We start from the raw sequence: 25,925 nt of genomic DNA, 5'->3' as shown, positions 1-25,925 counted from the left end.
ATGCATGGAGCTGACCAATACTAATCGGTCGAGGGCTTATCCAAAATTACCCCAAAAAGTGAAGCGAAGCTTTGAAGCAACGCCGAATACTTTCCGGGGACCCCGATACCACATCGGGTAATGCTACGGATTCTAATCAACGCAAATTTCGTTTCGTATCTAGTTTTCAGGTGATCAAAACTGAATTGTAAGTGTACAAGCTATACTTTCATGGAGGATGATCACGGCATTTGGCGATGCCGGATCCTGAATATACGTTTGGTGGCGATAGCGGAAGGGTTCCACGCGTACCCATACCGAACACGACCGTTAAGCCTTCCAGCGCCGATGGTACTTGGACCGAAGGGTCCCGGGAGAGTAGGACGTCGCCAAGCGGATACATATTCCCTGATAGCTCAGTTGGTAGAGCACTCGACTGTTAATCGAGTTGTCACAGGTTCGAGTCCTGTTCGGGGAGCCACTTATGGAGAGGTGTCCGAGTTGGCCGAAGGAGCACGATTGGAAATCGTGTAGGCGCCAAAAGCGTCTCGAGGGTTCGAATCCCTCTCTCTCCGCCAGCAAGGACTTCATATATGGCCCGTTGGTCAAGGGGTTAAGACACCTCCCTTTCACGGAGGTAACAGGGGTTCGAATCCCCTACGGGTCACCACTTTCTTAATTGCATCAGGGGATGAGAATCCCGCCGGTTCGTCGGAGGATAACTTCGTAAGCATTGACTTCGCAGTCTCGAACGAAGTGAGAGTATCCCCTACGGGTCACCACTTTCTTAATTGCTTCAGGAGAAGCGTTTAATTAAGTAACAACAAACCAGACGGAGGCTTAGCTCAGCTGGGAGAGCATCTGCCTTACAAGCAGAGGGTCGGGGGTTCGATCCCCTCAGCCTCCACCATGATTTTATCCCCAAATAGTGAAGCACATGCTTCGCAGGTAATTCCGATTACTTTTCGGGGACCCCATATAAGAAACCTTTTTAATGACGCGGGGTGGAGCAGTTCGGTAGCTCGTCGGGCTCATAACCCGAAGGTCGTAGGTTCAAATCCTGCCCCCGCAACCAATTTATATCGCGATAGCGATAATGCCTCGTGGAACTGTGGTGTAGAGGCCTAACATGCCTGCCTGTCACGCAGGAGATCGCGGGTTCGAATCCCGTCAGTTCCGCCATTCTTAAAAGCTTCAGGGATGAGAATCCGTCATGGGTTCGTTGAAGCTGCATCTTCGTTAGTATAGACTTCGCAGTCTCGAACGAAGAGAGAGTATCCCGTCAGTTCCGCCATTTACTCTTAGTAATAAGAGCCATTAGCTCAGTTGGTAGAGCACCTGACTTTTAATCAGGGTGTCGAAGGTTCGAGTCCTTCATGGCTCACCATCTTTACCAAGAGAGCATAAGACGGAATACATATTACATTGCGGACGTGGCTCAGCGGTAGAGCATCGCCTTGCCAAGGCGAGGGTCGCGGGTTCGATTCCCGTCGTCCGCTCCATTTTGCGCCCTTAGCTCAGCTGGATAGAGCGTTTGACTACGAATCAAAAGGTCGGGAGTTCGAATCTCTCAGGGCGTGCCATTTTTGAAATAATTACTTAACTCATTATGAAATTTCATTGTGCCGGTGTGGCGGAATTGGCAGACGCGCGCGACTCAAAATCGTGAGGGAAACCGTGGGGGTTCGAGTCCCTTCACCGGCATTAAATAACGGGATGTAGCTCAGCTTGGTAGAGCACCTGGTTTGGGACCAGGGGGTCGCATGTTCAAATCGTGTCATCCCGATTCGATCGAAAGACTGCTTTCAGTGTAACTGAAGGCGGTCTTTCTTTGTTATGGATTGAAAATGAGGCTGATGGCAAAAGCGGAACTGAATAATTTGGCAGCTTCCCGGTCACAATATGAAAAACATTGAATAGAAGGGGATAACCTTGAGTGTTTTTCATTTCTTTAAGAAGCTGTTCAGAAAACGCTGGAGACGCTGGAGACGCGCGATTTGGTCCTGTGCGATCCTATTGATCGCAGGTATCATGATATGGTCAGGCCAGAATATAAAGGATCAGATGAATAAGCTGCTCACTGCTGCATCCGACGATACGCCACTGGCCGTAGAAACGATGCATTACTTGCAGATCGAGGATGATAAGTTGGAAGAGCGCCGGCAGGATCAGAGGGAATTCATGCAAAAGCTGAATACCTCGAAGGGAAAGAAGCATGTTCATGTTCGGATCACCTATGTATGTGGCATCGAAGAGCAGGATATGGGAAAGCTTACGGCGGATGGCATTTATGAACTGATGAATAAAAATCCTTTATGGCAGGGACGATTGGATAACAAGGGTGAAGTCTGGCTGGAGCAAACCGTATCCGACCTTTCACCCACCTGTAAGAGGCAAGCCTATATGAGCATTGATTCCAACGGAAACTTAACCTTGTTCGATGGACCACCGGAGGAAGAAAAAGTGATGCGGACCTTCTTTCAGCTGGATGTCGGTTCGATGGAGTCGTCTTTGCCTAGAGATGTGATTCAGCAGCTTGAGGAAGGTATTCGAATTCAAGATATGGAAGAGTATAACAGTGTTCTGTCAACCTTTAGCGACTATGCCCGGGATATGGCTGAAAATGTCATGAACCCGACCCCATAGGACCTCCCGGCCTTGTCGCTTGGTGACCGAAAATGGTGCTGCCCGGAAATTTCCCGGGCAGTTTTTTGCGTTGGACAGGTATGTTAGCGGTCTCAATATAGAGGATACGTAACCGGTGCTTAAAGGATCAAAGTTTTTCCTCAACAGAGGTCGATCTTTTGTTATAATGAGAGAACGATACATATGTTCGCTTCATCAGAGGAGAGATTGGTTTGCGCATTTTAGGGATCGACCCCGGGATTGCGATTGTAGGTTTCGGGTTTGTAGATAAGGTTGGAAGTAAAGTCACGCCGGTACAGTATGGCTGTATCCAGACGGAAGCCCATACTCCGGATGAAGAGAGGCTGCACCACGTCTACGAGGGCATGGGGCAGCTTATTGATAAATATGAGCCTGAGGCCGTTGCTTTCGAGAAGTTATTTTTCAACCGGAATGTAACCACGGCGATGTCCGTATCCCAGGCCAGAGGGGTGCTCATCCTGGCTGCAGTCCAGCGCGGGCTCCCAATTGCGGAATATACGCCGATGCAGGTGAAGCAGGCGATTGTCGGCTATGGCAAGGCCGAGAAGAAACAGGTACAGGAGATGGTCAGGATGTTCCTGAAGCTGCAGAGCATTCCCAAACCTGACGATGTGGCGGATGCACTGGCTGTAGCGATCTGTCACGCCCATTCCTATACACTGAATTCCAAGTTAAATGAGGTATTGCGAAAATGATCGATTTTTTACGGGGACAGGTTGTCCACTTAGAGAGTGAATATATTGTATTGGATGTTCAAGGAGTAGGGTATCGGGTATTCTGCCCGAATCCGTATGCTTTTGCCAAAACCGACGGAACTATTACGGTGTTTACCCATCATCATGTCCGTGAGGATGCCATCCTGCTGTTTGGATTTCCGACGCGGGAGGAACAGAAGCTGTTCCGTAAACTGATCGAAGTCTCGGGAATCGGCCCGCGTGTGGCGCTCGGCATATTAGGCGGGGGATCTCCGGACCATGTGGTTTCCGCGATCTACCAAGAGAATGTATCCTTCTTGATCAAGCTTCCGGGAATCGGTAAGAAAACAGCGCAGCGCATGATTCTGGATCTGAAGGACAAGCTCGAGGGATTCGGAAATGCGAGCATGATGACCGGTCTGTTTGCCATTCAGGAGCCTGAACCGGAAGCTGACGGCTCGGCGTGGTCTGAGGCACGTGAAGGACTGAAGGCTCTTGGTTATACGGATAGCGAACTGGACAAGGTCTGGCTTAAGATTAAGGATTCTGCCGCAAGCGGTGAATCCGTTGACGTGCTGATGAAACGGGCACTGCAGCAGCTATACGCCGGCTAGAGGATCGCTGCAGGAGAGGAGTTTAATAGATGGATGATCGAATTATTTCCGCCAATCTGATGATGGACGAGCAGGCTGTCGAGCTTAGTCTTCGTCCACGTTATTTGGCTGAATATATAGGACAGAATCAAGTTAAGGAAAATCTCAAGGTATATATCGAAGCGGCAAAAATGCGTAACGAAGCGCTTGACCATGTGTTGTTGTACGGACCTCCAGGACTCGGAAAAACGACGCTGGCGAATATTATCGCCAACGAGCTTGGCGTTAATCTCCGTACGACTTCCGGTCCGGCCATTGAGCGTCCGGGAGATCTGGCTGCGCTTCTCACCAATCTGCAGGAAGGAGACGTCCTGTTTATTGACGAGATCCATCGCCTGCACCGGACGGTAGAGGAAGTGATGTATCCGGCGATGGAGGATTTTGCGCTGGATATTATGATCGGCAAAGGGCCAAGCGCACGCTCGGTTCGTCTAGATCTGCCACCGTTCACCTTAATTGGCGCCACCACCCGGGCTGGATTGCTCTCAGCGCCACTAAGGGACCGTTTTGGCGTGGTAAGCCGTCTGGAATTCTATACGGTCGACGAGTTGAGTTACATTGTGTCACGCAACGCCGATCTTTTAGGGATCGAGATATTAGGAGAGGCAGCAGAAGAGATTGCCCTGAGATCGCGCGGGACGCCACGCATAGCCAACCGACTCTTGAAAAGGGTGCGTGATTACGCCCAGGTTCGAGGAGATGGTATGATCACGCCTAGCATCGCTCAGGAAGCGTTGAAGATGCTGCAGATCGATCCGATGGGTCTGGACTTTATCGATCATAAAATGCTGAATGCCATGATCAAAAGCTTCCGCGGGGGACCAGTAGGTCTGGATACCATTGCGGCAACCATTGGAGAAGAAAGCCAAACCATTGAAGATGTTTATGAACCGTATCTCTTACAGATCGGTTTCTTGCAGCGTACACCCCGCGGACGAGTTGTAACGCCCACAGCTTATCAACATTTAGGCATTCCCTTCCCTGAGGATCGTCGTTAAATTATAGAATCAATACATTTCATACCAAATCCTAATAGCTACAGGAGGAAATACGTAAATGGATAGGAACTGGACGAAATCATTATTCGGTTGGACCACCAAAGGACTCTTGTCACTGGCTGTTGCCGGAACCTTATGGAGCGCGCCTGCGGTACATGCGGCCGCTCCTTCATTAGATACGATTCGTGTTGCGATGTTCCTGGATCTGGGAAGTCAGTATAAATCAACAACCAATGCCGTAACACTGAAATCCGCTGAGGCTCTGACGGCATCGCTGCTTGCATCCGGTGCACAGCAGGCTTTGATAAACATCCCAGCAAACCAGCAGGTCCGAATGAGTGTGGATACATACCGCGTTAAGGTGCTTGAGACCACGGATTGGAAAACGGCTTCGGAAGCAGCAAAAAAACTGCAAGCGACGAATGACAAACCGTTGCTGTTTGCGGACGGCAATGTTTACAAACTATATGCAGGTATGTACGGAACAGAGAAAGCGGCCTTGGACGGGGCTGCCCGAACGGCAAAGACGGCGGCTGCTCATCTGAATGGTCAAACGCCTTTGGTTAAAGGCGGGCTGCATCTGACAGCAGGATCGTACGGATCGGAGGCTGAAGCCGAGTCTGTGCGTAAGACGTATGTGGATGCCGGCATGGATGCTTTTAATGTTGTGGTGCCTAGCGGAGGTGCATCCGCTTATGAGGTGTGGGTCGGCGAGGCAGCCAACACAGCCGATCTGGCTGTGCTCAAACAGGAAGCTTCTAAACTATCCGGCTCCCTCGTTGAACAGAATGCGTCAGCTCCGGGTCTGATTATGAGACGAGATGTAAGTCTGAACCTGGCGACTCCTCAAGCGACACAGCATTATATGTTGTCGGGGGGGCAGTCCGTATTGCGTCTAGAAGGGACTTCAGGCGCCGGAACGAATGTGAAGGAACGATCGGATCGTTCGTATCGAGGCGCTTTGGAGATCGGACAAAAGAACGGTCAATTGTATCTTGTCAATGAGCTCCCGTTCCAGCAGTACCTGTATTCCGTCGTTGGAGCCGAGGTGCCGTCTACTTGGGGGGCTGAAGCACTGAAAGCACAGGCTGTGGCAGCGCGCAGCTATGCGCTCTTCCAAGGTAATAAGTTCGAAGTAGCTCATGTCGTGGACACAACGTTAAGCCAGGCTTATTACGGGACCGCCTATGAGTATCCGAGCATTATTCAAGCAGTGGATGCAACCGACGGCGAAGTTGTCATGAAGGACGGCAAAATTGTGGAAACGGTCTTTTCTTCCAATAGCGGAGGAATGACGGCAGATTCCACTGAGGTGTGGGGTAACCGTAACGATCTGTTTGCTGCGGTGGAAAGCCCTGGAGACTCCTCGTCCCAGGCAGCGCTGAAATCCTGGTATCATGTACTTCTTCCGAGTGGTGTTACAGGTTATGTACGTGAGGACAATGTGAAGGAAACCGGAAACAAAACATCGGCAGGGCTCCTGTATATGACGGTTACCGCCAAGGATACGAACGTACGTCCACTCCCATTGATCCAATCGAATGTTGAGCCTGTAGGCAAGATGAATCCGGGCGAAACGGCTGTCGTCCTGGAGAAAGTGGCGGAATCCAACAGCTATGATTGGGCTCGCGGCCCCTATACTTCGGATCAATTGCTCGCCTCTCTAAAAGGAAAAACCTCCAATAGCCTGCCTGCTACCATTACTTCGCTGGATGTAACGGAGCGAGGCCCGTCCGGACGTGCCCTTGCGGTTAAAGCCAACGGTCAAGTGCTGGACGTGAAATATCCGGATATGTTCCGCTCGGCTTTTAATGGTCTGCCAAGCACATTGTTTGATATTGAATCAACCGGAAGTTATACTGTATTGAGCGCGAATGGTGCGGTATCAACGGTATCAAGCGGCCAATCGGTGTCTGTCATCTCAGGGAGCGGCAACGGAAATGTCAAAGGTTCCGGTACCGTTGTGATGAATGGAACGGGGAAAGCACGCGTGATTGAAAGCTCTCCCGGCTTTAAATTTACCGGTAAAGGCTTTGGTCATGGACTGGGCATGTCTCAATGGGGTGCCAAGGGAATGGCAGACGAAGGGTATGATTACAAGCAGATACTCCAACACTATTACCGCAACACGACTATTACGAAGGACTGACCGACATGAATGTGGATTTGTATGATTTTGAATTACCCGAACATTTAATTGCGCAGACACCGCTGCTGGATCGAAGTTCCTCCAGGCTCCTCACGCTGGATAAACAGAGCGGAGATATACGCCATCAAACGTTTGCGGACATCATAGACTACCTCAATCCGGGAGATACGCTTGTATTAAACGATACCAAGGTAATCCCGGCCCGATTATTCGGTGCAAAGGAAGACACCGGTGCGAAGGCAGAGGTCCTTCTGCTGAAGAATATGGGGCAAGACCGGTGGGAAGCACTTGTAAAACCTGGCAAGAAGCTGAAAAAAGGAAACGTCATTTCCTTTGGCGACGGAAAATTAAAAGCGGTCATCGAGGAAGAAGGAGAGATGGGTGCCCGCACCTTATCCTTCTCGTATAAGGGAATTTTCCAAGAAATCCTCGATGAACTGGGGCAAATGCCACTCCCGCCATATATTAAGGAAAAGCTGGATGACCGCGATCGTTATCAGACCGTATATGCGAAGCATGAAGGATCCGCGGCTGCACCGACGGCTGGCCTGCACTTCACGGAAGCTCTCCTGGAACAGATCCAGGCCAAGGGAGTGGACATCGCCTTCATTACCCTGCACGTCGGACTGGGGACATTTCGTCCGATGTCCGTGGATCAGGTTGAGGATCATGTCATGCATGAAGAGTACTATTCCCTCTCCCAGGAAACCGCTGAGCTGCTGAATGAGACGAAACGGCGCGGCGGCCGGGTTATCGCTGTAGGAACCACCTCTTGCAGAACGCTGGAGACGGTTGGATCGGAGCGAAACGGCGAGCCTCTTCGCGAAAGCAGCGGCTGGACGAGCATTTTCATATATCCCGGTTATGCTTTTACCGTCGTGGATGCGCTGATCACGAATTTTCATCTGCCGAAATCCACGTTGGTGATGCTGGTCAGTGCGCTGGCCGGTCGCGAACACATTATGAAAGCGTACAAGGAGGCTGTTGAGAAGGAATACCGGTTCTTCAGCTTTGGCGACGCGATGTTTATCTATTAATTCGGAGGTTGGTTATCACAATGGCAGCAGCTGTTACTTATGAACATATTAAAACGTGCAAACAATCAGGCGCCAGGCTCGGCAGAGTGCACACCCCGCACGGCGTGATCGATACGCCGACATTCATGCCTGTCGGAACATTGGCAACCGTAAAAACCATGAGCCCGGAAGAGTTAAAAGCTATGGATGCCCATATTATTTTGAGCAACACCTATCACCTCTTCCTGCGTCCTGGACATGATATTGTGAAAGAAGCGGGCGGACTGCACAAATTCATGAACTGGGACCGTCCGATCCTGACCGATAGCGGTGGCTTCCAGGTATTCAGCTTGGCAGAAATGAGAAAAATATCGGAAGAAGGCGTACATTTCCGTTCCCACTTGAACGGAGATAAACTGTTTATCTCCCCGGAAGTTGCGATGGAGATTCAGAACGCGCTCGGATCTGATATTATGATGGCTTTTGATGAATGCCCGCCTTATCCTGCGGAGTATGAATACGTTAAACAATCCACCGAGCGGACCTCTCGCTGGGCTGAACGCTGCCTGAAGAGTCATGCCAGACCGGAAGACCAAGCCCTATTCGCCATCGTTCAGGGAGGCATGCATGAGGATCTGCGCCGTCAGAGCGCCCGTGATTTGACTTCCATGGATTTCCCGGGTTATGCTATTGGTGGACTTAGTGTGGGAGAATCGAAGCAGCTTATGTATGAAGTGCTGGATTACACGGTGCCCCTGCTGCCGAACAATAAGCCTCGCTATTTGATGGGAGTCGGATCACCCGATGCGTTGATTGAGGGCTCGATTCGTGGTGTGGATATGTTCGATTGCGTGCTTCCGACGCGGATCGCTCGCAACGGGACAACGATGACAAGTCAAGGCCGTCTTGTCGTTCGAAATGCTCAATATGCCAGGGATTACGGACCGCTGGATCCGGAATGCGACTGCTACACTTGCCGTAACTACTCGCGTGCTTATCTGCGTCACCTGATCAAGAGTGATGAAACGTTTGGACTAAGATTGACGACGTATCATAACCTGCATTTCTTGATTAATTTGATGCGTAATGTGCGTCAGAGTATTATGGAAGATCGTCTGCTTGACTTCCGCGATGAGTTTTTTGATAAGTACGGCCTACACGATAATGAAAAAGGGTTCTAAAGCAAGATCATGGCCATCATGATAAGTTTGTGAAAGGGGGGAAAGAAATGTTTGGAACTTCATTTGATCTCGCAGCAGGACAGACTCAAGGCGGCGGAGGCATTTTGGGATTGATTTTGCCGTTCGTGCTGATGTTTGTCATCTTTTATTTTCTGCTTATTCGTCCACAGCAGAAGAAACAGAAGACCAGAAATGCCATGCTTAGCGCCTTGTCCAAGGGCGACAAAGTCGTAACGATCGGAGGTCTTCACGGCACGATTGTGGAGATTACCGACGACATTGTGGTCTTGAAAGTGAACGATGTAACGAAGTTAACGTTCGACCGTAACTCGATAAGCCATAGTGTGAATGCGGATGCATAATGACGTATCACATACATATGGAATGTAATCGTTAAAGCAAAGGCCGACTCCCTCATGGGAGCCGGCCTTTGTTTTTTATATGAGCGTGAAGAATGGGAAGCAGAAGTCCTTAAGTAATGGAGAGCATTTGAGCCAGCGTTATTTTTTCAAATTGACCCCGAACATCCCCCCGATGGCGCCGCCAGCAAATACCGTGGCAATCAGCGTCAAATCTCCGAGAGATAAGGAGCTATCCAAAGCAAGAAAACCAATGACGAGCAGTGTAACGCCGTATACCAGCCCTGTCAGGCAGCCGTAATACCAACCTTTGTTTCCTGCGCGCTTGCCGCTCACACAACCCCCGATAAAGGCGGAGACGGCATGTACAAGAAACGTGTAGAACGATAAATCATCTTCGGCCAGCCCGCTGCCCCATAGAAGCAGGGATAATACCAACGCGCCAAGAAACATCCAGAAAAAAGAATACAATAGTCCTGAAAGAATCGGATTGGTGATCCTGAAAGTGAAGACTCGCCGGATCGGTTCCATGAATCATCCCCCTTAACAAATCTTGATCATTAAATTGTATGGCCAAGCCTGTACATATAGTACAAACTGAATATTTTGCTGACGGATTAACATGATTTCCATTAATTAATCTGTTGTAATCGAATGGGAACAGCAGTAGCAGGCCAGAATAGCTGTACATGAGAATGTCAGGCAAGCTAGGAGGGATTGATTATGTCTCATATGACTATTCTGATTCTGCGGACCATTCTGATGTATGTGGTCATCTTTGTCACCATGAGAATCATGGGCAAACGGGAAATTGGAAAGCTGTCCATCTTCGATTTGGTCATATCCATCATGATTGCAGAGATCGCCGTTTTTGTTCTTGAAGATATCAAAAAGCCGATTTGGGAGGGACTTGCTCCTATCGCCGTTTTGGTTGCCATTCAGGTAGGACTTGCTTATATCGGCTTAAAAAATCGAAATATACGGCTATTTGCTGACGGAAAGCCGAGCGTGTTGGTGTCCCGGGGCAGACTCCATCGCAAAGAGATGGCAAGGCTTCGCTATAATTTGGATGATCTGATGCAGCAACTGAGGGGCAAAGACATTGACAGCCTCGCGGACGTCGAATTTGCGATACTCGAAACATCCGGCCAGCTTACCGTGATTCCGAAGGATACGGACAGCAGCTCCGACAGCAGTTCGAATAGCTCTTCAAGTTCATCCAACACCTCAGGCGCCACCAACTCTTCATCCACTTCATCTCAATTCGAAAAAGAAAACCCTACAGTCGTAGATATTCCTTACGATAAAATTACGTATGAAGGACTGCCCATACCGCTTATATTGGATGGAAAGGTGCAGGACGAGAACCTTGAATTAATCCAAAAAACGCGGTTCTGGCTTAAGAACGAGATCCAGAATTTCGGTGCTAAGGATTTTAAGGATATTTTTCTATGCTCTATTGACCATAAAGGCCGGATTTACATTGACCGTAAAGACAGAATCTAACGGCGGCTAAATTTATTGAACCAGGCACCGATGACAGGCACTCGCTCCAAATCTCGTGGTGTTACCAGCTTGGTCATAAAGATCATGATGAAATAGACCAGAATACCAGATGCGATGGAGGTCCAAAATTGCAACCATGGCGCGGCCGAAAACGGAAGATGTTTGTACCCATAGAGAACGCAGGCACCCATAATGATCATAACTGCCCCGATTTTGACATAATCCAGCAGGCGGAATCGAAAGCCGATCAGCCTCGATAGGCTGAAACCGTGGAGTATTGTAACTGCAATGCTGTTTACGATAATGGCAATGACGGCTCCTTTTATGCCAAAGGCGGGATTGGATGCCAAATACACAATGAGGCTCATTTTGATGATCGCCCCGAATAACGTATTCAGTAATGCCCGGCCTGGACGGTCCAGTGCTTGCAAGGCAGCTTGAAGCGGGGACTGCACATACAGGAACAAGGCAAACGGCGCCATGATTTTGAGCATATCGCTAATCTCCGCGTTGTTGTACAGGAGCAGACATAATGGTTCAGCCAGGACAAACATAATGATGGCGAACGGAGCTCCCGAGACAAGCGCTAGCCGAAGGGATTGATTCATCCGTTTATGAATCGTAGACCGGTCATTACGGGCGGCTGCTTCCGAGAGTGAAGGTACCAGAGAGATGGCCAGGGAAACCGTCAGTGCACCGGGCAGCAGCAGGAGCGGGATGATCATCCCTTGCAGGGCACCGTACTGGGCTGTGGCTACGGATGTCGCTATACCTGCCATAGCCAGGCTGCGATTGGTCAGAATCGTCTCCAGCAGGTAGGAGAAGGACCCTACCATCTTGCCCCCCGTAACAGGCAATGCAATGCCGAGTAAACGTTTCAAAATGCCTTGATTCGTCGGGGGGGCTTCGTCTGCTTTTTTTTCGGATACAGCTTCTTGGGGCTTGGGTAAAAGTTTACTCGTTCGCCGTCCCTCGCCGGAGTATTGCAGCAGCAGTGCGATCATGCCAATCAATTCTCCTACGGCTGTTCCGAGCATGGCGCCCGCTGCCCCATAAGCAATGCCTTTGGGCATCAAGAGATGTGCAAACCACAGCATGCAAATAATGCGGACAATGGTCTCGATCACGGAGGAGCTTGCGGAGGGAATCATGTTCTGTTTGCCCTGGAAATATCCGCGGTAGACTGACGAAACGGCAATGATGATCATCATGGGCGTCATACTGATAAAGGTCTGGTATACACGCTCGTCCGGCAAAAGCACGCCGGTTACCCAAGGGGCAAGGAGCAGACTGAGTCCCATAAAGAGGGTGCCTGCTGTAAGCGTCAGCATTAGACTGACATGCAGAATTTTTTGGGAAGCATCCCGCTTCCCGGCGCCTTCCGCTTCGGCAACCATTTTGGCAATGGCTAGCGGAATTCCTCCGGTAATGATGGTCACGAGCACAATAAAGAAGGGGTAGCCCAGTTGGTAAATTCCGACACCCTCGGGTCCGATGATCCGGGGGAGGGCGATCCGGGGGATAAAACCGAGTAGGCGGTTTAATATGCCGGCTGCAAGTAAAATCAGCGTTCCTTTAATAAATGATTGCTTGTTCACTGTCCATCCCACTCCCTGGTTAAGACTGAATACGATGACACGACATGGCTATTCTTATGGATATGCCCTACCTGTCCCATCTGATGACTTTACTTTTTTTTCAGGACATGGTAGGAATAGAAGGAAAGCAATGTATCATGTCGAATGTAACTTAGGGACAACAGGGAGTCAGTGAGGAGGCCATATTGCATGGAACTCGAGCAAATGAGCGAGGAAGAATTGATGAGCACCATTGAAATGGTATGCTTGAGCAAGGTTGAGGAAATGCATTTGATTGGGTACGAATATGTGACTAGCGACGATATTTGGAACTGTGTCAGCAGCAAGTATGAAAAGGAAGGCGTTCCCTCCCTCCATAAACTGGTCAATGACATTCTGTCCTTGAAGGCGACAGCGTTAATGAACTATATGACAATATCAGCATATAAGGGATCTTCTTTCGATTAATCGAAGAGGTCCCTTTTGCCTTGCGGATATAAGGGTTCATTCATAAGCCCGACAAATTTTGATAAATTGACTGGGTTTTATGACATCGCTATAATAGGAATATTGAGTAAAAAGGGGGAACAAAGGACGGCATGAAGAGAATTATCAGTTTCGTCGGAACCGTACTCGTGATCACTGTATTAATGGCCGTTACAACTCCGGGCTTGCTGAAAGACGTCCGTCTAGGTTTGGATCTTAAGGGTGGATTCGAAATCCTTTATGAAGCGGAGCCTTTGATGGAAGGGCAGCAAGTCACAAAAGAAGCACTGCAGGAAACCGCAAAGAGTTTGCAAAAGCGTGCGGATGCAATGGGAACATCAGAACCTGAGGTTACGCCGGAAGGAACGAACCGGATTCGCTTAAAGGTGGCAGGCGTAACGGATGAGGCTGAAGTTCGAAAAACAATGAAAGAACCTGCAAACCTCACATTCCGAAGCAATGACGGCTGCAAAGAAGGCGAGGAGTTCTGTAAAATTGAGCTCCGCGGCGACGATTTCGTCGAGAACGGCGCATCGGTTGCCTATGATCAGCTTAATCAGCCTATGATAGATATTAAAGTGAAGGACAAAGGGAAGTTTGCTGAAATTACAGAACGTCTTCTCGGTCAAGAGCTGGCTATCTTCATGGACGACCAATTGCTGTCAGCTCCGACGGTACGAGCCGTATTAACGGACGGTACCGCTCAAATTACGGGGAATTATTCGCTGGATGAAGCAAAGCAGATCCGGGATACGATCAATCTCGGTGCCCTGCCGCTGAAACTGGTTGAGAAATATTCGCAGAGCGTAGGGGCTACGCTTGGCATGCAATCTCTTACAAAGACCTTACAAGCCGGTCTGATCGCTTCTGTTGCGATCCTGCTGTTCATGATTATCAGATATCGTGTACCGGGCTTGCTGGCAAGCTTTGCACTTATTTTGCATACATGGCTTCTGATCCTTATTTTCGTATGGGCTGACTTTACGCTGACGCTTCCAGGTATTGCGGCATTTATTTTAGGTATTGGTATGGCGGTTGATGCCAATATCATCACCTATGAGCGCATTCGGGAAGAGATCAGAACTGGCAAGAGTGTTCCATCCGCGGTGAAAGCAGGCGGTAAGTCATCCCTGCGAGCTATTATGGACTCCAACTTGACGACGATACTCGTTGCCGCTGTTATGTTCGGATTTGGTACTGGCGCGGTCAAAGGTTTTGCGCTTGTATTGATTCTGGAGATCATCGTGAGTATTGCCACGAACGTTTATTTCTCCCGTTTCTTGCTCAATCTGCTTGTGAATATTGGTTGGGCCCGCAAACCGAGCCAATATGGCGTAAAGGAGCGTGACATTCGTGAGCTTTAAGAACTTCGATTTCGTAGGCAAAAGCAGGTTTTTCTATATACTGTCCATTGCAATTACGATTCTGGGCTTGGTATTCCTCTTGACTCGTGGTCTTAACTACGGCGTTGATTTCCAATCCGGCTCGAACGTGGACATTTCCCTCTCCAAAACGCTGACTACGGAGCAGATTGATACCGTGTTAGAAGAGGCGGGAATCGGTGAAGATGCGAGCATTACACCTGGTAATGACCGCGTGAATATCCGATTCAGAGAGGTGCTGACCGAGGATCAGGATATGAAGATGCGTACCGGCATCGAGAAGCTGGATGAAAAGGCTACTTTCGAGGTCAACACGGTGGACCCCGAGATGGCAAAAGAGCTGGGCCGAAACGCAATTTATGCCGTATTGATCTCCTGTATCGGAATTATCATCTATGTCAGCATCCGCTTTGAATGGCGCTTTGCGATAGCAGCCATCGTAGCCCTGCTGCATGATGCGTTTGTGGTTATCAGTATTTTCTCTATCCTCGGTCTTGAGGTAGACCTGACATTCATTATTGCCGTTCTGACGATTATCGGTTACTCAATTAACGATACGATCGTCATCTTTGACCGGATCAGGGAAAATCTAAGGTTTGCCAAGATCAAGCGGTACTCGGATCTTAAGGATCTGGTAAACAAAAGCTTATCTCAGACACTCGGCCGTTCGATATATACGGCACTTTCCGTGTTTATTGCAGCGTTCTTCATACTTCTGCTTGGCGGTGAGTCGATTCAGATGTTCTCGCTGGCGATTTGTATCGGGTTGTTATTCGGCGCGTACTCTTCGATCTTTATCGCGAGTCCGTTGTGGCTCCTCCTTAAAGGGCGCAATGTCAGCAATAAACCAAATTCGCCTAAGCCAAGCAAAGATAAGATTGAAATCTAATTGAGCCGCTGTTGGTGTAACAGTCTAGATAGCAGAGGATCCTATACAAGTGGAAAGCCGCGTCGCTGGCGACGCGGCTTTCTAAAGTTAACAGCGTGATAAGCACAGGATCAATAGTGACATTGAGGGGGGCCTCAAGTGAGCAATGAACGTTTGAATCATACGGAGACTGTCCTTTGGACAGGCATTGTAACGGATTTTGCATTGGCCTTGTGCAAAGGGATCGCCGGTTATTTATCCGGGAGTAAGGCTCTAATCGGAGATGCTCTGCATTCTGCTGCGAATGCCGTAACTTTATTGGTGGACCGTTTGCCAAGCCTCGGTATATTCGGCAATAAAAACTTAATTCGGGACAAACGGAACGTTTCGGGCACAACGGAACCGGTCATCTCGATCCTATTTGCGGTTTTATTGATCATGGGTGGTATTCAAATTGCGGTATCCGCGATCCAAACCATGGCATCAGGCGACCTGGAGCCGCCGACCGAATCGGCATTGCTTGCAGTTTTTATATCACTCGCGGTGAATGAAGCCGTGTTTCAGTACCAATCCCGGCAGATAAAAAGAAACAATGACCCCAGGTACGAGGTGCTGTCCGCTGATCATCGATATACCTTGTACTCTTCGCTAACGGTATTGATCGGCGTGTCACTAGCGATGGGGGGCTCCTACTTCGATTGGACACCCCTGCTCTATATGGATTCGGTTGCGGCTCTGATTGTGGCTTGTCTCGTGATCCGCAAGGGGTATATATTAATCGTTCATTCCGTTTATGGTACCCTCGTGGAAGAGAAGCGGCATGAGCACGAAGCCGAATTCATGGATACGATTCAGCGGGTACATGGCGTGATCACGATCGAGGAACTGAAGGTTCAGGAATACGGGCAGATCCGTCATGTGAATATTGAAGTGAAAATTACCGTGAATCCCCGGACGTCCGTGTTGGAGGCTCAAGAAATTGCCGAGCGTATCCGGAAGCTGTTAACTCATCGTTTTATTCAGGTTACGGATGCCAAGGTTCACGTTGTACCCTATGAACCGGGTTATCCGTATAAATCGAACTTTGACTTGATGGACAACGATATGCCGACACTGCCGCAGTAGCGTCTGGAGCTAACAGGTATAAGACAGCAGGAAAAAGGCAGGAAAAGGAAGGTGAGTCCCTGTGCTGTATTCCAAATATGAATGGAGAATACACTCGGCAGAGTCATCGATCACCGATAGGCTGGCCCAGGATCTGTCGTTGCCACCGATGGTGGCTTCGCTCATGGCGTCACGAGGGATACATTCAGCCGAGGATGGACGGAGATTTCTATATGGAACGTTTGAGCTGACGCATGACCCTTATCTTATGCAAGGGATGCAGGAGGCTGTACCGCGTATTCGTAAAGCGCTGGAGGATCGGGAGCATATTCTAATCTACGGCGATTATGATGCAGACGGTGTTTCCAGCACGTCATTGATGATTCATCTGATGCGTTACTTGGGTGCATCTTATGATATTTATATACCTCACCGATCCAATGAAGGTTATGGTTTACATAATCACGCGCTGGATTGGGCCCATCAGCAAGGGGTCAGTCTGGTCATTACCGTCGATACTGGGATTAGCGCAGTCGAACAGATTGCGTATGCCAACAGCCTTGGCATCGACGTAATTGTCACGGACCATCATGAGCCGCCTGAGGTGCTGCCAGAAGCTTATGCGCTGATCAACCCGAAAATCCCTACATGTCCCTATCCCTTTAAGGGACTGGCGGGCGTAGGCGTGGCTTACAAGCTGGCACAGGCTCTCGTTGGAGACCCGCCGGAGGAATGGCTTCAGATTGTTTCTATCGGAACCATTGCTGACTTGATGCCGCTCACGGGGGAGAATCGGGTGCTTGTGAAGCACGGGATCGAATCGATGCGGAATACGAAGTATGAAGGCATTCGATGCCTGCTTGAGGTATCAGGGATCCATGTGGAGCAGGTGACAGCCGTTAATGTGGCATTCTCGATGGCACCACGGATTAATGCCAGTGGCCGTCTGGATCATGCAGGCCGTGCCGTTACGCTGCTTACAACAGAACACCGGGAAGAAGCGGAGCGGCTTGCCTGGGAATTGGATGGGCTGAACAAGGATCGGCAGCAAGTGGTTGAAAACATCGTCCAGGAAGCGCTGGGCATGGTTCAAAACCGCTGGAGAGGACAGGAGGTTCCTCCTGTAATCGTGTTGGCGGGGGAAGGCTGGAACGTGGGCGTAGTTGGCATTGTGGCCTCCAAAATACTGGAGCGATTCTATAGGCCCGTTGTTATTCTCGGGATTGATCCCGAGACGGGGAACTGCAAAGGTTCCGCCCGATCGATTCCAGGATTCGATATTTATGCGGCTCTGCATTCCTGCAAAGACGTCATGGACCACTTTGGGGGTCATCCATCCGCAGCGGGCATGAGCCTCCATCGGGACCGTTTGGAGGAATTTGAACAGGGACTTCATCGATATGCGGAAGAAGCGCTCGAAGAAGAGCATCTGATTGCAATCTGTGAAGCGGACCTGGAGGCTAGCTTGTCGGAGGTATCGGTGCCTGTTATTGAACAAATTGAACAGTTAGGCCCGTTTGGCATGGCCAATGCTGTGCCGAAGATTGTCTTTCGGGATGTTGTCATCAAGGATGTCCGCAAAATCGGCAAAGAGGGGAAACATCTGAAGCTTCGTTTGCAGCAAAAGCGGGAGGTTATCGATGCAATCTCATTCGGCTGGGGACATCTAGCCGATATTTTGCCGGTGGGATCGGTTGTGGATGTGCTTGGCGAGCTTTCCGTGAATGAATGGAACGGGAGCCGTAAAGTACAGCTCATGATTCAGGATATCTGCGCCCCTTATCAACAGGTGTTTGACTACCGCGGGATCAAGGAGCCGATACAGGAAATTCAGAGGTGGAGAGCGGAGCTGGAGCCGCATCTGCGCTGCACGGCAGTCCGTTCGGCAGTGGTGTACGCAAAAGATTCACATCCGGAAATAAAAAGTCAATTGTATGATATGTGCCTTTGGGTATATGATAGGAATGCTGGCATCATGCCGGATAATGATATTGCTGAGAACAGTCAAGAAGATATTTCCGTTTTGTTCGTACTGGATGTACCGGAGACGGCTGAACAATTGGATGCATTCATGTCAGCCTTCCATTCCGTTCCTAATATATTCATGCTGCATCCGACCCGGAACCTGCGCGAACGACTGCAAATTCCGGACCGCGAACAGTTTAAAAAGCTGTACGTTTCACTTGCCGGAATGACGTCCGCTCCCGTGTCGGAGAATGAGGTTGTAGCACGTCTGCAGAAGCAGACGTCCTTGTCCGAACGCATGCTGCTCAAAGTACTGGATGTGTTTGAGGAATTGGCGTTCATCCAGCGTGATGAGGGACAGATTACCTTTATACCGAAGCCGGAGAAAAAGCCGCTGGATGCTTCCCGTCACTTCCGTGAACTAAGCGATTTGGCAGATATGGAGCAGCATCTGCTGCATGCCGGTACGGAACAATTAACCCAATGGATGATGTCCCGCACAAAAGGCGTATCTTAACCGCAACTATACAGGAGGAGATTATTTTGGATTTTAAAGATTATATTCGTGTCATTCCCGATTTTCCGCAGGCGGGGATCAGCTTCAAAGATATTACTACACTGCTGAAGAATGGTGAGGTGTATCGCAAAGCCATCGAAGAATTGAAGGTCATGGTATCCGATCTCAAAATTGATGTGATAGCTGGTCCCGAAGCCCGTGGATTTGTTGTAGGTGCTCCGCTGGCTTATGCTCTTGGGGTAGGATTCGCGCCCATTCGCAAAAGCGGAAAGCTTCCCTACGAAACGATCGAAGTGGGATATGACCTCGAATATGGTAAAGATCGCTTGGCGATGCATACCGATGCAATCGAGAAGGGTCAAAATGTATTGATTGCGGATGATCTTCTTGCAACAGGCGGTACGATTGCGACTTCGGTTAACCTCATTCGTCAATTGGGCGGAAACGTTGTTGGAGCAGCATTCATGATCGAACTGGCTGATCTCAATGGCCGTTCGAAGCTGGATGGAATCGATGTATTTACATTAATGCAATACGAGTAATCGACAACATTCTCCCTGATTTTCCCGGGAAATAATAAAATGCCCTGAGCAGTCAGCTTAGGGCATTTTTCTATTTTGCAATCGAGTTGTCGTTTCAATCCGGCGTTTTTTCTACGAGCGGCTCATCATTTTTTTCATTGGAGAGGCCGGTAATCTCGAAGACTTTGAAGAGGAGGGCCATGAGAACACCTACGATAGTAGCCAGGGCCATACCTTTTAGCTCGATGTTAGCGATCTTCAATGTCACGCCGCTAATTCCTGTTACCAGAACTAGCGTAGCCAGGATCATGTTGCTTGCTTTGGAGAAATCGACCCTTTGCTCAACAAAGATCCGAAGACCGGAAGCTGCGATAACCCCGAACAGCAACAGAGATACGCCGCCCATTACAGGCGTAGGAATGTTGGCTACAACGGCGGAGAACGTTCCAGAGAAGGAGAGCAGAATCGCAATAACGGCTGCTCCGGCAATTACGAATATCGAGTATACCTTTGTGAGTGCCATGACCCCGATATTTTCACCATAGGTGGTATTGGGTGTGGAACCTACGAATCCTGACAGGATGGTGGATATACCGTTACCGAGAAGGGAACGGTGCAGGCCAGGGTCTTTGGAAAGGTCTCTGCCCACGATATTACTTGTTACCAGCAAATGCCCGATGTGCTCAACGATCACAACGATTGCCACCGGAATGATGGACCAGATCGCTCCGTTATCGAATACCGGGGTTGTCAGCTCAGGAGCAGACAGGAACTTCGCGTTCGCGATTTTCTCGGTGTCTACCACGCCTAGCGCGAAGGAGAGAGTGTAACCGACAACAATTCCGATCAGGATGTGAATGATTTTGGCGAAGCCGCGGAACAGGATGGATCCGAGTACGGTGACACCAAGTGTCACTAGTGAAATCGTAATGGTTGTAGGATCAATGGATTGTCCCTCTTCTGGCAAGAAGCCGGCCATACCAGCGGCAACCGGTACAAGCTCAAGCCCGATCATGGCAATGACGGCACCCATAACCGCTGGAGGGAATAAGAAGTCGATCCATTTGGTGCCCGCATATTTAACGAGGAGAGCTACCAGACAGAAGATAATCCCTGTTACGATAAAGGCGCCCAGTGCCTTGCTATAATTGGCTTCCGGATCGCCGGCGAGCACGAACAGAACCGGTGCGATAAAGGCAAAGCTGGAGCCGAGGTAGGCCGGGATCTTCCCTTTACATAAAAAAATGTAGAGCAGCGTGCCGATGCCGTTCATCAGCAGGATCATGCCGGGATCCACGCCGAATAGGTTCGGTACAAGCACCGTACTTCCGAACATGGCGAACAAATGCTGCAGGCTCAGAAGGAAACCTGGGCCAAACGGAAGTTTCTCATCTACTTGAATTTCTCGTTGCAAACCATTTCACTCCTCTTAGGACTTTAAATATAGGACCGTTCGCGTACGATCTTTAATAGATTAAATACAATCGTTCGTTTTTTCAACACTAATTTTTACAGTTCGTCAAAATATCCATTTCATGTCAAGTTTTGATGTCTCCGAGCCGGAAACGGGCATACTATAAGTGTCTGAATGCTCGACATGTTGACGTATAACGTCACAAGCGTCATAATGATAGGAAAACAATCACGAGGGAACCTGCACGTTTTGACAAGGGCGGGTTCCATTTTATATAGAAAGGGAAGAGAAGGACTCCAAAATGGGCATAGAGCGATTACTCGAAAAGGCCAGCGCCTATATAAAAGAACCCGATCTTCTCCGCATCCAGGAAGCTTATGAATTTGCGGAGCAAGCCCACCACGGACAAGTGCGGAAATCGGGAGAACCTTATATTCTTCATCCGCTTGCGGTTGCAGACATCGTGGTGAATATGCAGATGGACACGTTGTCTATTATTGCTGCGTTGCTTCATGATGTCGTTGAGGATACAACTGTATCGCTCGAGCAGATCCGTGAGCGCTTCGGGGATACCTGCGCACTGCTGGTGGATGGTTTAACGAAACTGGAACGTATCCAATTCCGATCCAAAGAAGAACAGCAGAACGAAAATTATCGTAAAATGTTTATCGCGATGGCTAGGGACATCCGGGTGATCGTGATTAAGCTGGCGGATCGGCTTCACAATATGCGCACGCTTAAGTATCAGTCCGAGGAAAGCCAGCGCCGTATTTCCTATGAAACGCTAGAGATCTTTTGTCCGATCGCTCATCGTCTAGGTATTTCCGCGATCAAGTGGGAGATGGAGGATATCGCGCTTCGTTACTTGAATCCGCAGCAGTATTACCGCATTGCGAATTTGATGCACAAGAAGCGGGCTGAACGTGAGCAGTATATCGACAATGTCATAGTCTGTATCCGTGAGAAGCTCGACGAGATGGGCATACAAGCCGACTTATCGGGCAGGCCGAAGCATATCTACAGCGTGTTTAAGAAAATGACGGTGAAGAACAAGCAATTCAACGAAATTTATGATCTTCTTGCAATCCGCATTATTGTGGACAATATCAAGGATTGTTATGCTACGCTTGGCATCATCCACACCTTGTGGAAGCCGATGCCTGGCCGTTTCAAAGATTATATCGCCATGCCAAAAACGAATATGTATCAATCCCTTCACACGACGGTGGTCGGACCGAATGGGGAACCGACAGAGGTTCAGATCCGGACCTGGGAGATGCATCGTACGGCAGAGTACGGTATCGCGGCTCACTGGTCCTATAAAGAAGGTTCCGCAGGCAACGGAGGCAGCTTCGATAATAAGATGACGTTCTTCCGTGAAATATTGGAGCTGCAGCATGAGACGAAGGATGCCTCGGAATTTGTAGAATCTCTGAAGATGGACTTTTTCTCCGATTTGGTTTTTGTGTTTACGCCAAAAGGCGAGGTGATCGAGCTGCCTTCAGGCTCCGTCCCTCTCGATTTTGCCTATCGAATTCATACTGAAGTAGGAAACCGGACGATTGGTGCCAAGGTCAACGGCAGAATCGTTCCGCTGGATCATCAACTCAAGACTGGCGATATCGTGGAAATTTTAACATCGAAACATTCGTACGGTCCTAGCCAGGACTGGTTGAAGATTGCCCAATCCTCCCATGCCCGCAGTAAGATCAAGCAGTGGTTCAAGAAAGAGAAGCGGGAAGAGAATGTGGAGAAGGGGCGCGATATGCTGGAGCGCGAAATTAAGCGCCTCGGTCTTGAGGTGTCCGAATGGACGACCGATGATAAATTAATGGAGGCGGCCAAGAAATTCGCCTTTAATGATATCGAGGATATGTTATCGGCGGTTGGCTTTGGCGGGATCACGGCCGCACAAATCTGTACCAAAGTGACCGAGAAGCTCCGTAAGGAGCAGGAGGAAGCAAATCAGCTTGAATTGACCTCCGAGATGAAGGAAATCAAGCCGGCGGAGAAACGAAGCCGTCCGACTAACGGCGTGCGCGTGAAGGGGATTGATAATCTGCTGGTGCGCTTCGCGAGATGCTGCAATCCCGTACCCGGCGATGATATTGTCGGTTACGTTACCCGCGGACGCGGTGTATCGGTCCATCGTTCGGATTGTGCCAATCTGCCGTCCATGGGTGAAGGCGAGGATGCCGCTCGCGTCATCGAGGTGGAATGGGAAACGGCGGTTGAGGCTAACTACAGCGTTGATATCGAAGTGACGGGCCATGATCGCAACGGACTGTTAAATGAAGTTCTTCAGGCCGTTTCAGAGAGCAAAACGAATATTTCCGCTGTGACCGGCCGATCTGACAAGAATAAAATGGCGATGATTCACATGACGATTTTGATCCGCAATACGGATCACCTTCATTCCGTTGTGGAGCGAATCAAGCGGGTGAAGGATGTATATACCGTTCATCGAATCATGCAGTGACGCAAGTGATGGCACGGTAGCGTGGTTAACGGACTCCGGGGTTTTATGGACATGTACAGTCTCGGATGATTATACGAATGCGGTCTGTTATCCTGCGGGAGACAGGCCGTTTTATTTTAAGTGTGAGGATCTGTCTGCCTGATATCGCAAGAAAAACTACCGATAAACGCGGCCTGTCTTCTTAGAGAGCATATCGATAGACATTTTTCTTAAGATATCAGAGTATAAACTTCGGAGGATCTGTCTGCCTGATATCGCAAGAAAAACCACCGATAAACGCGGTCTGTCTTCTTAGAGAGTACATCGATAGACATTTTTCTTATGGAAAAGAAGGAGCTAAACACAATGAGAGTGGTTATTCAAAGATGTAAGCATGCGCAAGTCACGGTTGACAATGAAATCGTTGGCCAGATTGAAGCTGGATTGATGGTGCTGGTCGGTGTGACGCATGAGGATGAAGAGAAGGATGCCAAATACCTTGCCGAGAAGGTTGCGGGACTGCGCATTTTTGAGGACGAGGATGGAAAAATGAATTTTAGCGTCCAGGACGTGGGCGGAGCCATTCTGTCGGTATCCCAGTTTACACTTTATGGTGACACCCGCAAGGGAAAACGTCCGAATTTCATGGCCGCCGCCAAACCGGATGAAGCAAATGCATTGTATGAATCGTTTAACCGCGAGCTCTTAGCGAAGGGGTTGCAGGTTGAGACCGGGGTGTTCGGAGCCATGATGGACGTGTCGCTAACCAATTGGGGCCCGGTAACCCTGATCATTGACAGCAGATCATAAGCGGCTAAAAAAGACGGACAGCATGCATCATATTGAAGAGATGGGGCATCCTGAGTGAACAAATGCTTGTGAGGCATTCACACAAAAAAGGAGCCGTGTTAGCTATGCGCCAACCTCCCAAATTTTCGATATGGAGCAGTTTGCCCACGATGGTCGGGTCCGGAGACATTAGGGAAGCAGCGAGCACAGAGCGCATGGTTGCAGCTTCGGAAGATCCTGTACAACTCATCAGCATAAAGGGACATATGCGGAAGCAGCTGCCGAGATCGTAGGACCCAATAGGATCGTGTGTCACTCCTGGTGACTTCATGAAAGAGCCTGAGAATATTCTCAGGCTCCTTTTCATAAGCTGTGAGTCCCACAGACCCCCTATCATGACCATGTGCCTGAATGGTGCAGATCGCGGGGCTTTCGTCCATTCCGCTGTTATAAAAAGGACATTCCAGGGTAATAACAAATCGAGGACAATCATGAAAGGAGACATGCCAGATGAGTAAAGTTGCATTTCTACTAGCTGACCAATTCGAAGATTCCGAGATGAAAACTCCTTATGATGCCGTGAAGGAAGCGGGGCATCAAGCTGATATTATTGGTTTGAAGCAAGGACAAGAGGTTAAGGGTAAACAAGGCAAGGCATCGTATACAACGGATAAAGCCATTGCCGACGTCAATATAAACGATTATGATGCGGTGGTTATTCCAGGCGGCTCTTCCCCGGAAAATTTGCGTCTGGATTCCCATATATTGCAGTTTGTTGCAGCAGCGGACAAGGCAGGCAAACCGATTGCCTCGATATGCCACGGGCCGCAAATTCTGGCAAGTGCCGACCTGCTGAAGGGACGCACGATCACTTCCTATCCTCCGCTTCAGGATGATATGGTAAATGCCGGCGCTAACTTTAAGGATGAAAAAGTCGTCGTGGATCGCAACTTCATTACGTCCCGGACGCCGAAAGATGAGCCGGCCTTTGTGCGTGAGCTCTTAAAGGCACTGTAAGAAGAAAGAAGCTGCATGCTGTATGGTTGTCCATGTTATACCGGTCTTTCAAACACTTGGGTTGAAAAAAAGGAGGAATGGACATGTCTAGACAAATTCAAGCTTATTTCAGAACGGAAGACGACGCTGAAGGCGCAAGGACGAGGCTGTTAACGTACAATACGGAGCAGCTGGAGGTGGGACAGCTTCAGGATTCGGTTCGAGGCGGAGGCAATATCCTCGTGCCGCTGGTGCCGTGGGGCAATTCCGGCACGGGCGGAGCGACTGCAGGGGCTACAACGATGGGAGCGCCTGGCGGAGTCGTCGGGGCTCCCGGGGTCATCGTGGGCTCCCGTGACGCCAATGACAGCCGCGATATAGCGCAAGATCGACCGCACGACGATGACACACTCGGCGACACTTGGCGCGAAGCAGACGTAACGGACCTGGACTATGATGATCTGAGATATACGCTGTCCGTTAAGGTAAGGGACGAGGATTACGATCAGATCGTCCATGATTTGCGGGCGAATAACGCTTATGTGGAGCGATTTGACTAATTAGCGAAGAAGCTAGCAGCGTTATTTCCCTTTTAGAAGATGGAAGATCATCATTCCCGGGGAGCTTACCTGGGAACGCAAAAGG

At 49.5% G+C, this 25,925-nt stretch carries 23 protein-coding genes, 11 tRNA genes and 1 rRNA gene; 32 read left to right on the top strand and 3 right to left on the bottom strand.

Annotated features, from left to right (window positions below; all coding sequences use genetic code 11):
• Positions 1-257 precede the first annotated feature (257 nt).
• The 20 genes from rrf (at position 258) to yajC (ending at position 9,700) form a co-directional block, all read left to right on the top strand.
• Positions 258-374: ribosomal RNA gene (gene rrf, locus M4D81_RS03295) — 5S ribosomal RNA — on the top strand.
• A 10-nt stretch (positions 375-384) separates the two neighbouring features.
• Positions 385-460: transfer RNA gene (locus M4D81_RS03290), tRNA-Asn, on the top strand.
• A 5-nt stretch (positions 461-465) separates the two neighbouring features.
• A tRNA-Ser gene (locus tag M4D81_RS03285) sits at positions 466-557 on the top strand.
• Between the two features lie 17 nt (positions 558-574).
• Positions 575-649: transfer RNA gene (locus M4D81_RS03280), tRNA-Glu, on the top strand.
• Between the two features lie 164 nt (positions 650-813).
• A tRNA-Val gene (locus tag M4D81_RS03275) sits at positions 814-889 on the top strand.
• Between the two features lie 88 nt (positions 890-977).
• Positions 978-1,054 (top strand) — tRNA-Met (locus M4D81_RS03270).
• A gap of 30 nt (positions 1,055-1,084) precedes the next feature.
• Positions 1,085-1,161, top strand: a tRNA-Asp gene (locus tag M4D81_RS03265).
• Between the two features lie 129 nt (positions 1,162-1,290).
• A tRNA-Lys gene (locus M4D81_RS03260) sits at positions 1,291-1,366 on the top strand.
• Positions 1,367-1,406: 40 nt separating this feature from the next.
• Positions 1,407-1,481, top strand: a tRNA-Gly gene (locus M4D81_RS03255).
• A gap of 4 nt (positions 1,482-1,485) precedes the next feature.
• Positions 1,486-1,562 (top strand) — tRNA-Arg (locus M4D81_RS03250).
• Between the two features lie 41 nt (positions 1,563-1,603).
• A tRNA-Leu gene (locus tag M4D81_RS03245) sits at positions 1,604-1,683 on the top strand.
• Between the two features lie 8 nt (positions 1,684-1,691).
• Positions 1,692-1,765: transfer RNA gene (locus M4D81_RS03240), tRNA-Pro, on the top strand.
• A 146-nt stretch (positions 1,766-1,911) separates the two neighbouring features.
• Positions 1,912-2,625, top strand: coding sequence for a BofC C-terminal domain-containing protein (locus tag M4D81_RS03235; protein WP_071222745.1), 714 nt, complete (start codon positions 1,912-1,914; stop codon positions 2,623-2,625).
• Positions 2,626-2,837: 212 nt separating this feature from the next.
• Complete coding sequence (gene ruvC, locus M4D81_RS03230; RefSeq protein WP_071222746.1) at positions 2,838-3,341, top strand: crossover junction endodeoxyribonuclease RuvC; 504 nt, start codon at positions 2,838-2,840, stop codon at positions 3,339-3,341.
• On the top strand, positions 3,338-3,955 hold the full coding sequence (gene ruvA, locus M4D81_RS03225; RefSeq protein ID WP_260064435.1) for a Holliday junction branch migration protein RuvA: 618 nt from the start codon (positions 3,338-3,340) through the stop codon (positions 3,953-3,955). The genes ruvC and ruvA overlap by 4 nt, the downstream gene beginning before the upstream one ends.
• A gap of 29 nt (positions 3,956-3,984) precedes the next feature.
• Positions 3,985-4,992 carry a Holliday junction branch migration DNA helicase RuvB gene (gene ruvB, locus M4D81_RS03220; protein ID WP_071222748.1) on the top strand — a complete coding sequence of 336 codons (1,008 nt, stop codon included), beginning with the start codon at positions 3,985-3,987 and terminating at the stop codon, positions 4,990-4,992.
• Between the two features lie 58 nt (positions 4,993-5,050).
• Positions 5,051-7,141: a SpoIID/LytB domain-containing protein gene (locus M4D81_RS03215; RefSeq protein WP_260064434.1), complete on the top strand. Its 2,091-nt coding sequence runs from the start codon at positions 5,051-5,053 to the stop codon at positions 7,139-7,141.
• Between the two features lie 5 nt (positions 7,142-7,146).
• On the top strand, positions 7,147-8,178 hold the full coding sequence (gene queA, locus M4D81_RS03210; protein ID WP_071222750.1) for a tRNA preQ1(34) S-adenosylmethionine ribosyltransferase-isomerase QueA: 1,032 nt from the start codon (positions 7,147-7,149) through the stop codon (positions 8,176-8,178).
• Between the two features lie 20 nt (positions 8,179-8,198).
• Positions 8,199-9,338: a tRNA guanosine(34) transglycosylase Tgt gene (gene tgt, locus M4D81_RS03205; protein WP_071222751.1), complete on the top strand. Its 1,140-nt coding sequence runs from the start codon at positions 8,199-8,201 to the stop codon at positions 9,336-9,338.
• Between the two features lie 47 nt (positions 9,339-9,385).
• Positions 9,386-9,700, top strand: a complete 315-nt coding sequence (yajC, locus tag M4D81_RS03200; protein ID WP_071222752.1) for a preprotein translocase subunit YajC — start codon at positions 9,386-9,388, stop codon at positions 9,698-9,700.
• A gap of 138 nt (positions 9,701-9,838) precedes the next feature.
• Here the strand turns inward: yajC and M4D81_RS03195 are convergent, their stop codons facing one another.
• Positions 9,839-10,228: a TIGR04086 family membrane protein gene (locus M4D81_RS03195; RefSeq protein WP_071222753.1), complete on the bottom strand. Its 390-nt coding sequence runs from the start codon at positions 10,226-10,228 to the stop codon at positions 9,839-9,841.
• Between the two features lie 192 nt (positions 10,229-10,420).
• On the opposite strand from M4D81_RS03195, the gene M4D81_RS03190 reads away from it, so the two are divergent.
• Entirely contained in the window at positions 10,421-11,203 is a 783-nt protein-coding gene (locus M4D81_RS03190; protein ID WP_260064433.1) for a YetF domain-containing protein, read from the top strand.
• Here the strand turns inward: M4D81_RS03190 and spoVB are convergent.
• Positions 11,200-12,801, bottom strand: coding sequence for a stage V sporulation protein B (gene spoVB / locus M4D81_RS03185; RefSeq protein WP_260064431.1), 1,602 nt, complete (start codon positions 12,799-12,801; stop codon positions 11,200-11,202). The genes M4D81_RS03190 and spoVB overlap by 4 nt on opposite strands.
• Positions 12,802-12,990: 189 nt before the next feature.
• On the opposite strand from spoVB, the gene M4D81_RS03180 reads away from it, so the two are divergent.
• The 6 genes from M4D81_RS03180 (at position 12,991) to M4D81_RS03155 (ending at position 19,644) form a co-directional block, all read left to right on the top strand.
• Positions 12,991-13,248, top strand: a complete 258-nt coding sequence (locus M4D81_RS03180; protein WP_006208841.1) for a post-transcriptional regulator — start codon at positions 12,991-12,993, stop codon at positions 13,246-13,248.
• Between the two features lie 131 nt (positions 13,249-13,379).
• A complete protein-coding gene (gene secD, locus M4D81_RS03175) occupies positions 13,380-14,630 on the top strand; it encodes a protein translocase subunit SecD (RefSeq protein ID WP_074961948.1) in 1,251 nt (416 codons plus the stop codon).
• The gene (gene secF, locus M4D81_RS03170; RefSeq protein ID WP_074961950.1) at positions 14,620-15,537 is read left to right on the top strand and encodes a protein translocase subunit SecF; all 918 of its coding nucleotides are present in this window, start codon (positions 14,620-14,622) and stop codon (positions 15,535-15,537) included. Before secD ends, secF begins: the two co-directional genes overlap by 11 nt.
• 138 nt (positions 15,538-15,675) lie before the next feature.
• On the top strand, positions 15,676-16,641 hold the full coding sequence (locus M4D81_RS03165; protein ID WP_071222756.1) for a cation diffusion facilitator family transporter: 966 nt from the start codon (positions 15,676-15,678) through the stop codon (positions 16,639-16,641).
• Between the two features lie 61 nt (positions 16,642-16,702).
• Positions 16,703-19,102 carry a single-stranded-DNA-specific exonuclease RecJ gene (gene recJ / locus M4D81_RS03160; RefSeq protein ID WP_260064429.1) on the top strand — a complete coding sequence of 800 codons (2,400 nt, stop codon included), beginning with the start codon at positions 16,703-16,705 and terminating at the stop codon, positions 19,100-19,102.
• A gap of 26 nt (positions 19,103-19,128) precedes the next feature.
• Positions 19,129-19,644 carry an adenine phosphoribosyltransferase gene (locus M4D81_RS03155; protein WP_260064428.1) on the top strand — a complete coding sequence of 172 codons (516 nt, stop codon included), beginning with the start codon at positions 19,129-19,131 and terminating at the stop codon, positions 19,642-19,644.
• 94 nt (positions 19,645-19,738) lie between these two features.
• Here M4D81_RS03155 and uraA read toward each other — a convergent pair whose 3' ends face one another.
• A complete protein-coding gene (gene uraA, locus M4D81_RS03150; protein ID WP_260064427.1) occupies positions 19,739-21,037 on the bottom strand; it encodes a uracil permease in 1,299 nt (432 codons plus the stop codon).
• Positions 21,038-21,338: 301 nt separating this feature from the next.
• On the opposite strand from uraA, the gene M4D81_RS03145 reads away from it, so the two are divergent.
• The 5 genes from M4D81_RS03145 (at position 21,339) to M4D81_RS03125 (ending at position 25,840) form a co-directional block, all read left to right on the top strand.
• Positions 21,339-23,516 carry a RelA/SpoT family protein gene (locus M4D81_RS03145; RefSeq protein ID WP_071222760.1) on the top strand — a complete coding sequence of 726 codons (2,178 nt, stop codon included), beginning with the start codon at positions 21,339-21,341 and terminating at the stop codon, positions 23,514-23,516.
• A gap of 345 nt (positions 23,517-23,861) precedes the next feature.
• Positions 23,862-24,305, top strand: a complete 444-nt coding sequence (gene dtd / locus M4D81_RS03140; RefSeq protein ID WP_071222761.1) for a D-aminoacyl-tRNA deacylase — start codon at positions 23,862-23,864, stop codon at positions 24,303-24,305.
• Between the two features lie 104 nt (positions 24,306-24,409).
• A complete protein-coding gene (locus M4D81_RS03135; RefSeq protein ID WP_194541505.1) occupies positions 24,410-24,577 on the top strand; it encodes a hypothetical protein in 168 nt (55 codons plus the stop codon).
• 217 nt (positions 24,578-24,794) lie between these two features.
• Positions 24,795-25,301: a type 1 glutamine amidotransferase domain-containing protein gene (locus tag M4D81_RS03130; RefSeq protein ID WP_071222763.1), complete on the top strand. Its 507-nt coding sequence runs from the start codon at positions 24,795-24,797 to the stop codon at positions 25,299-25,301.
• An 83-nt stretch (positions 25,302-25,384) separates the two neighbouring features.
• Positions 25,385-25,840, top strand: a complete 456-nt coding sequence (locus M4D81_RS03125) for a hypothetical protein (protein ID WP_260064426.1) — start codon at positions 25,385-25,387, stop codon at positions 25,838-25,840.
• The last annotated feature ends 85 nt before the right edge of the window (positions 25,841-25,925 follow it).

The organism is Paenibacillus sp. p3-SID867 (assembly GCF_025142895.1).
In the GTDB taxonomy this organism is placed as follows: Bacteria; Bacillota; Bacilli; order Paenibacillales; family Paenibacillaceae; genus Paenibacillus_AQ.
Note: the sequence above shows the minus strand (reverse complement) of the source record. Positions and strands in the feature narration are given on the sequence as shown.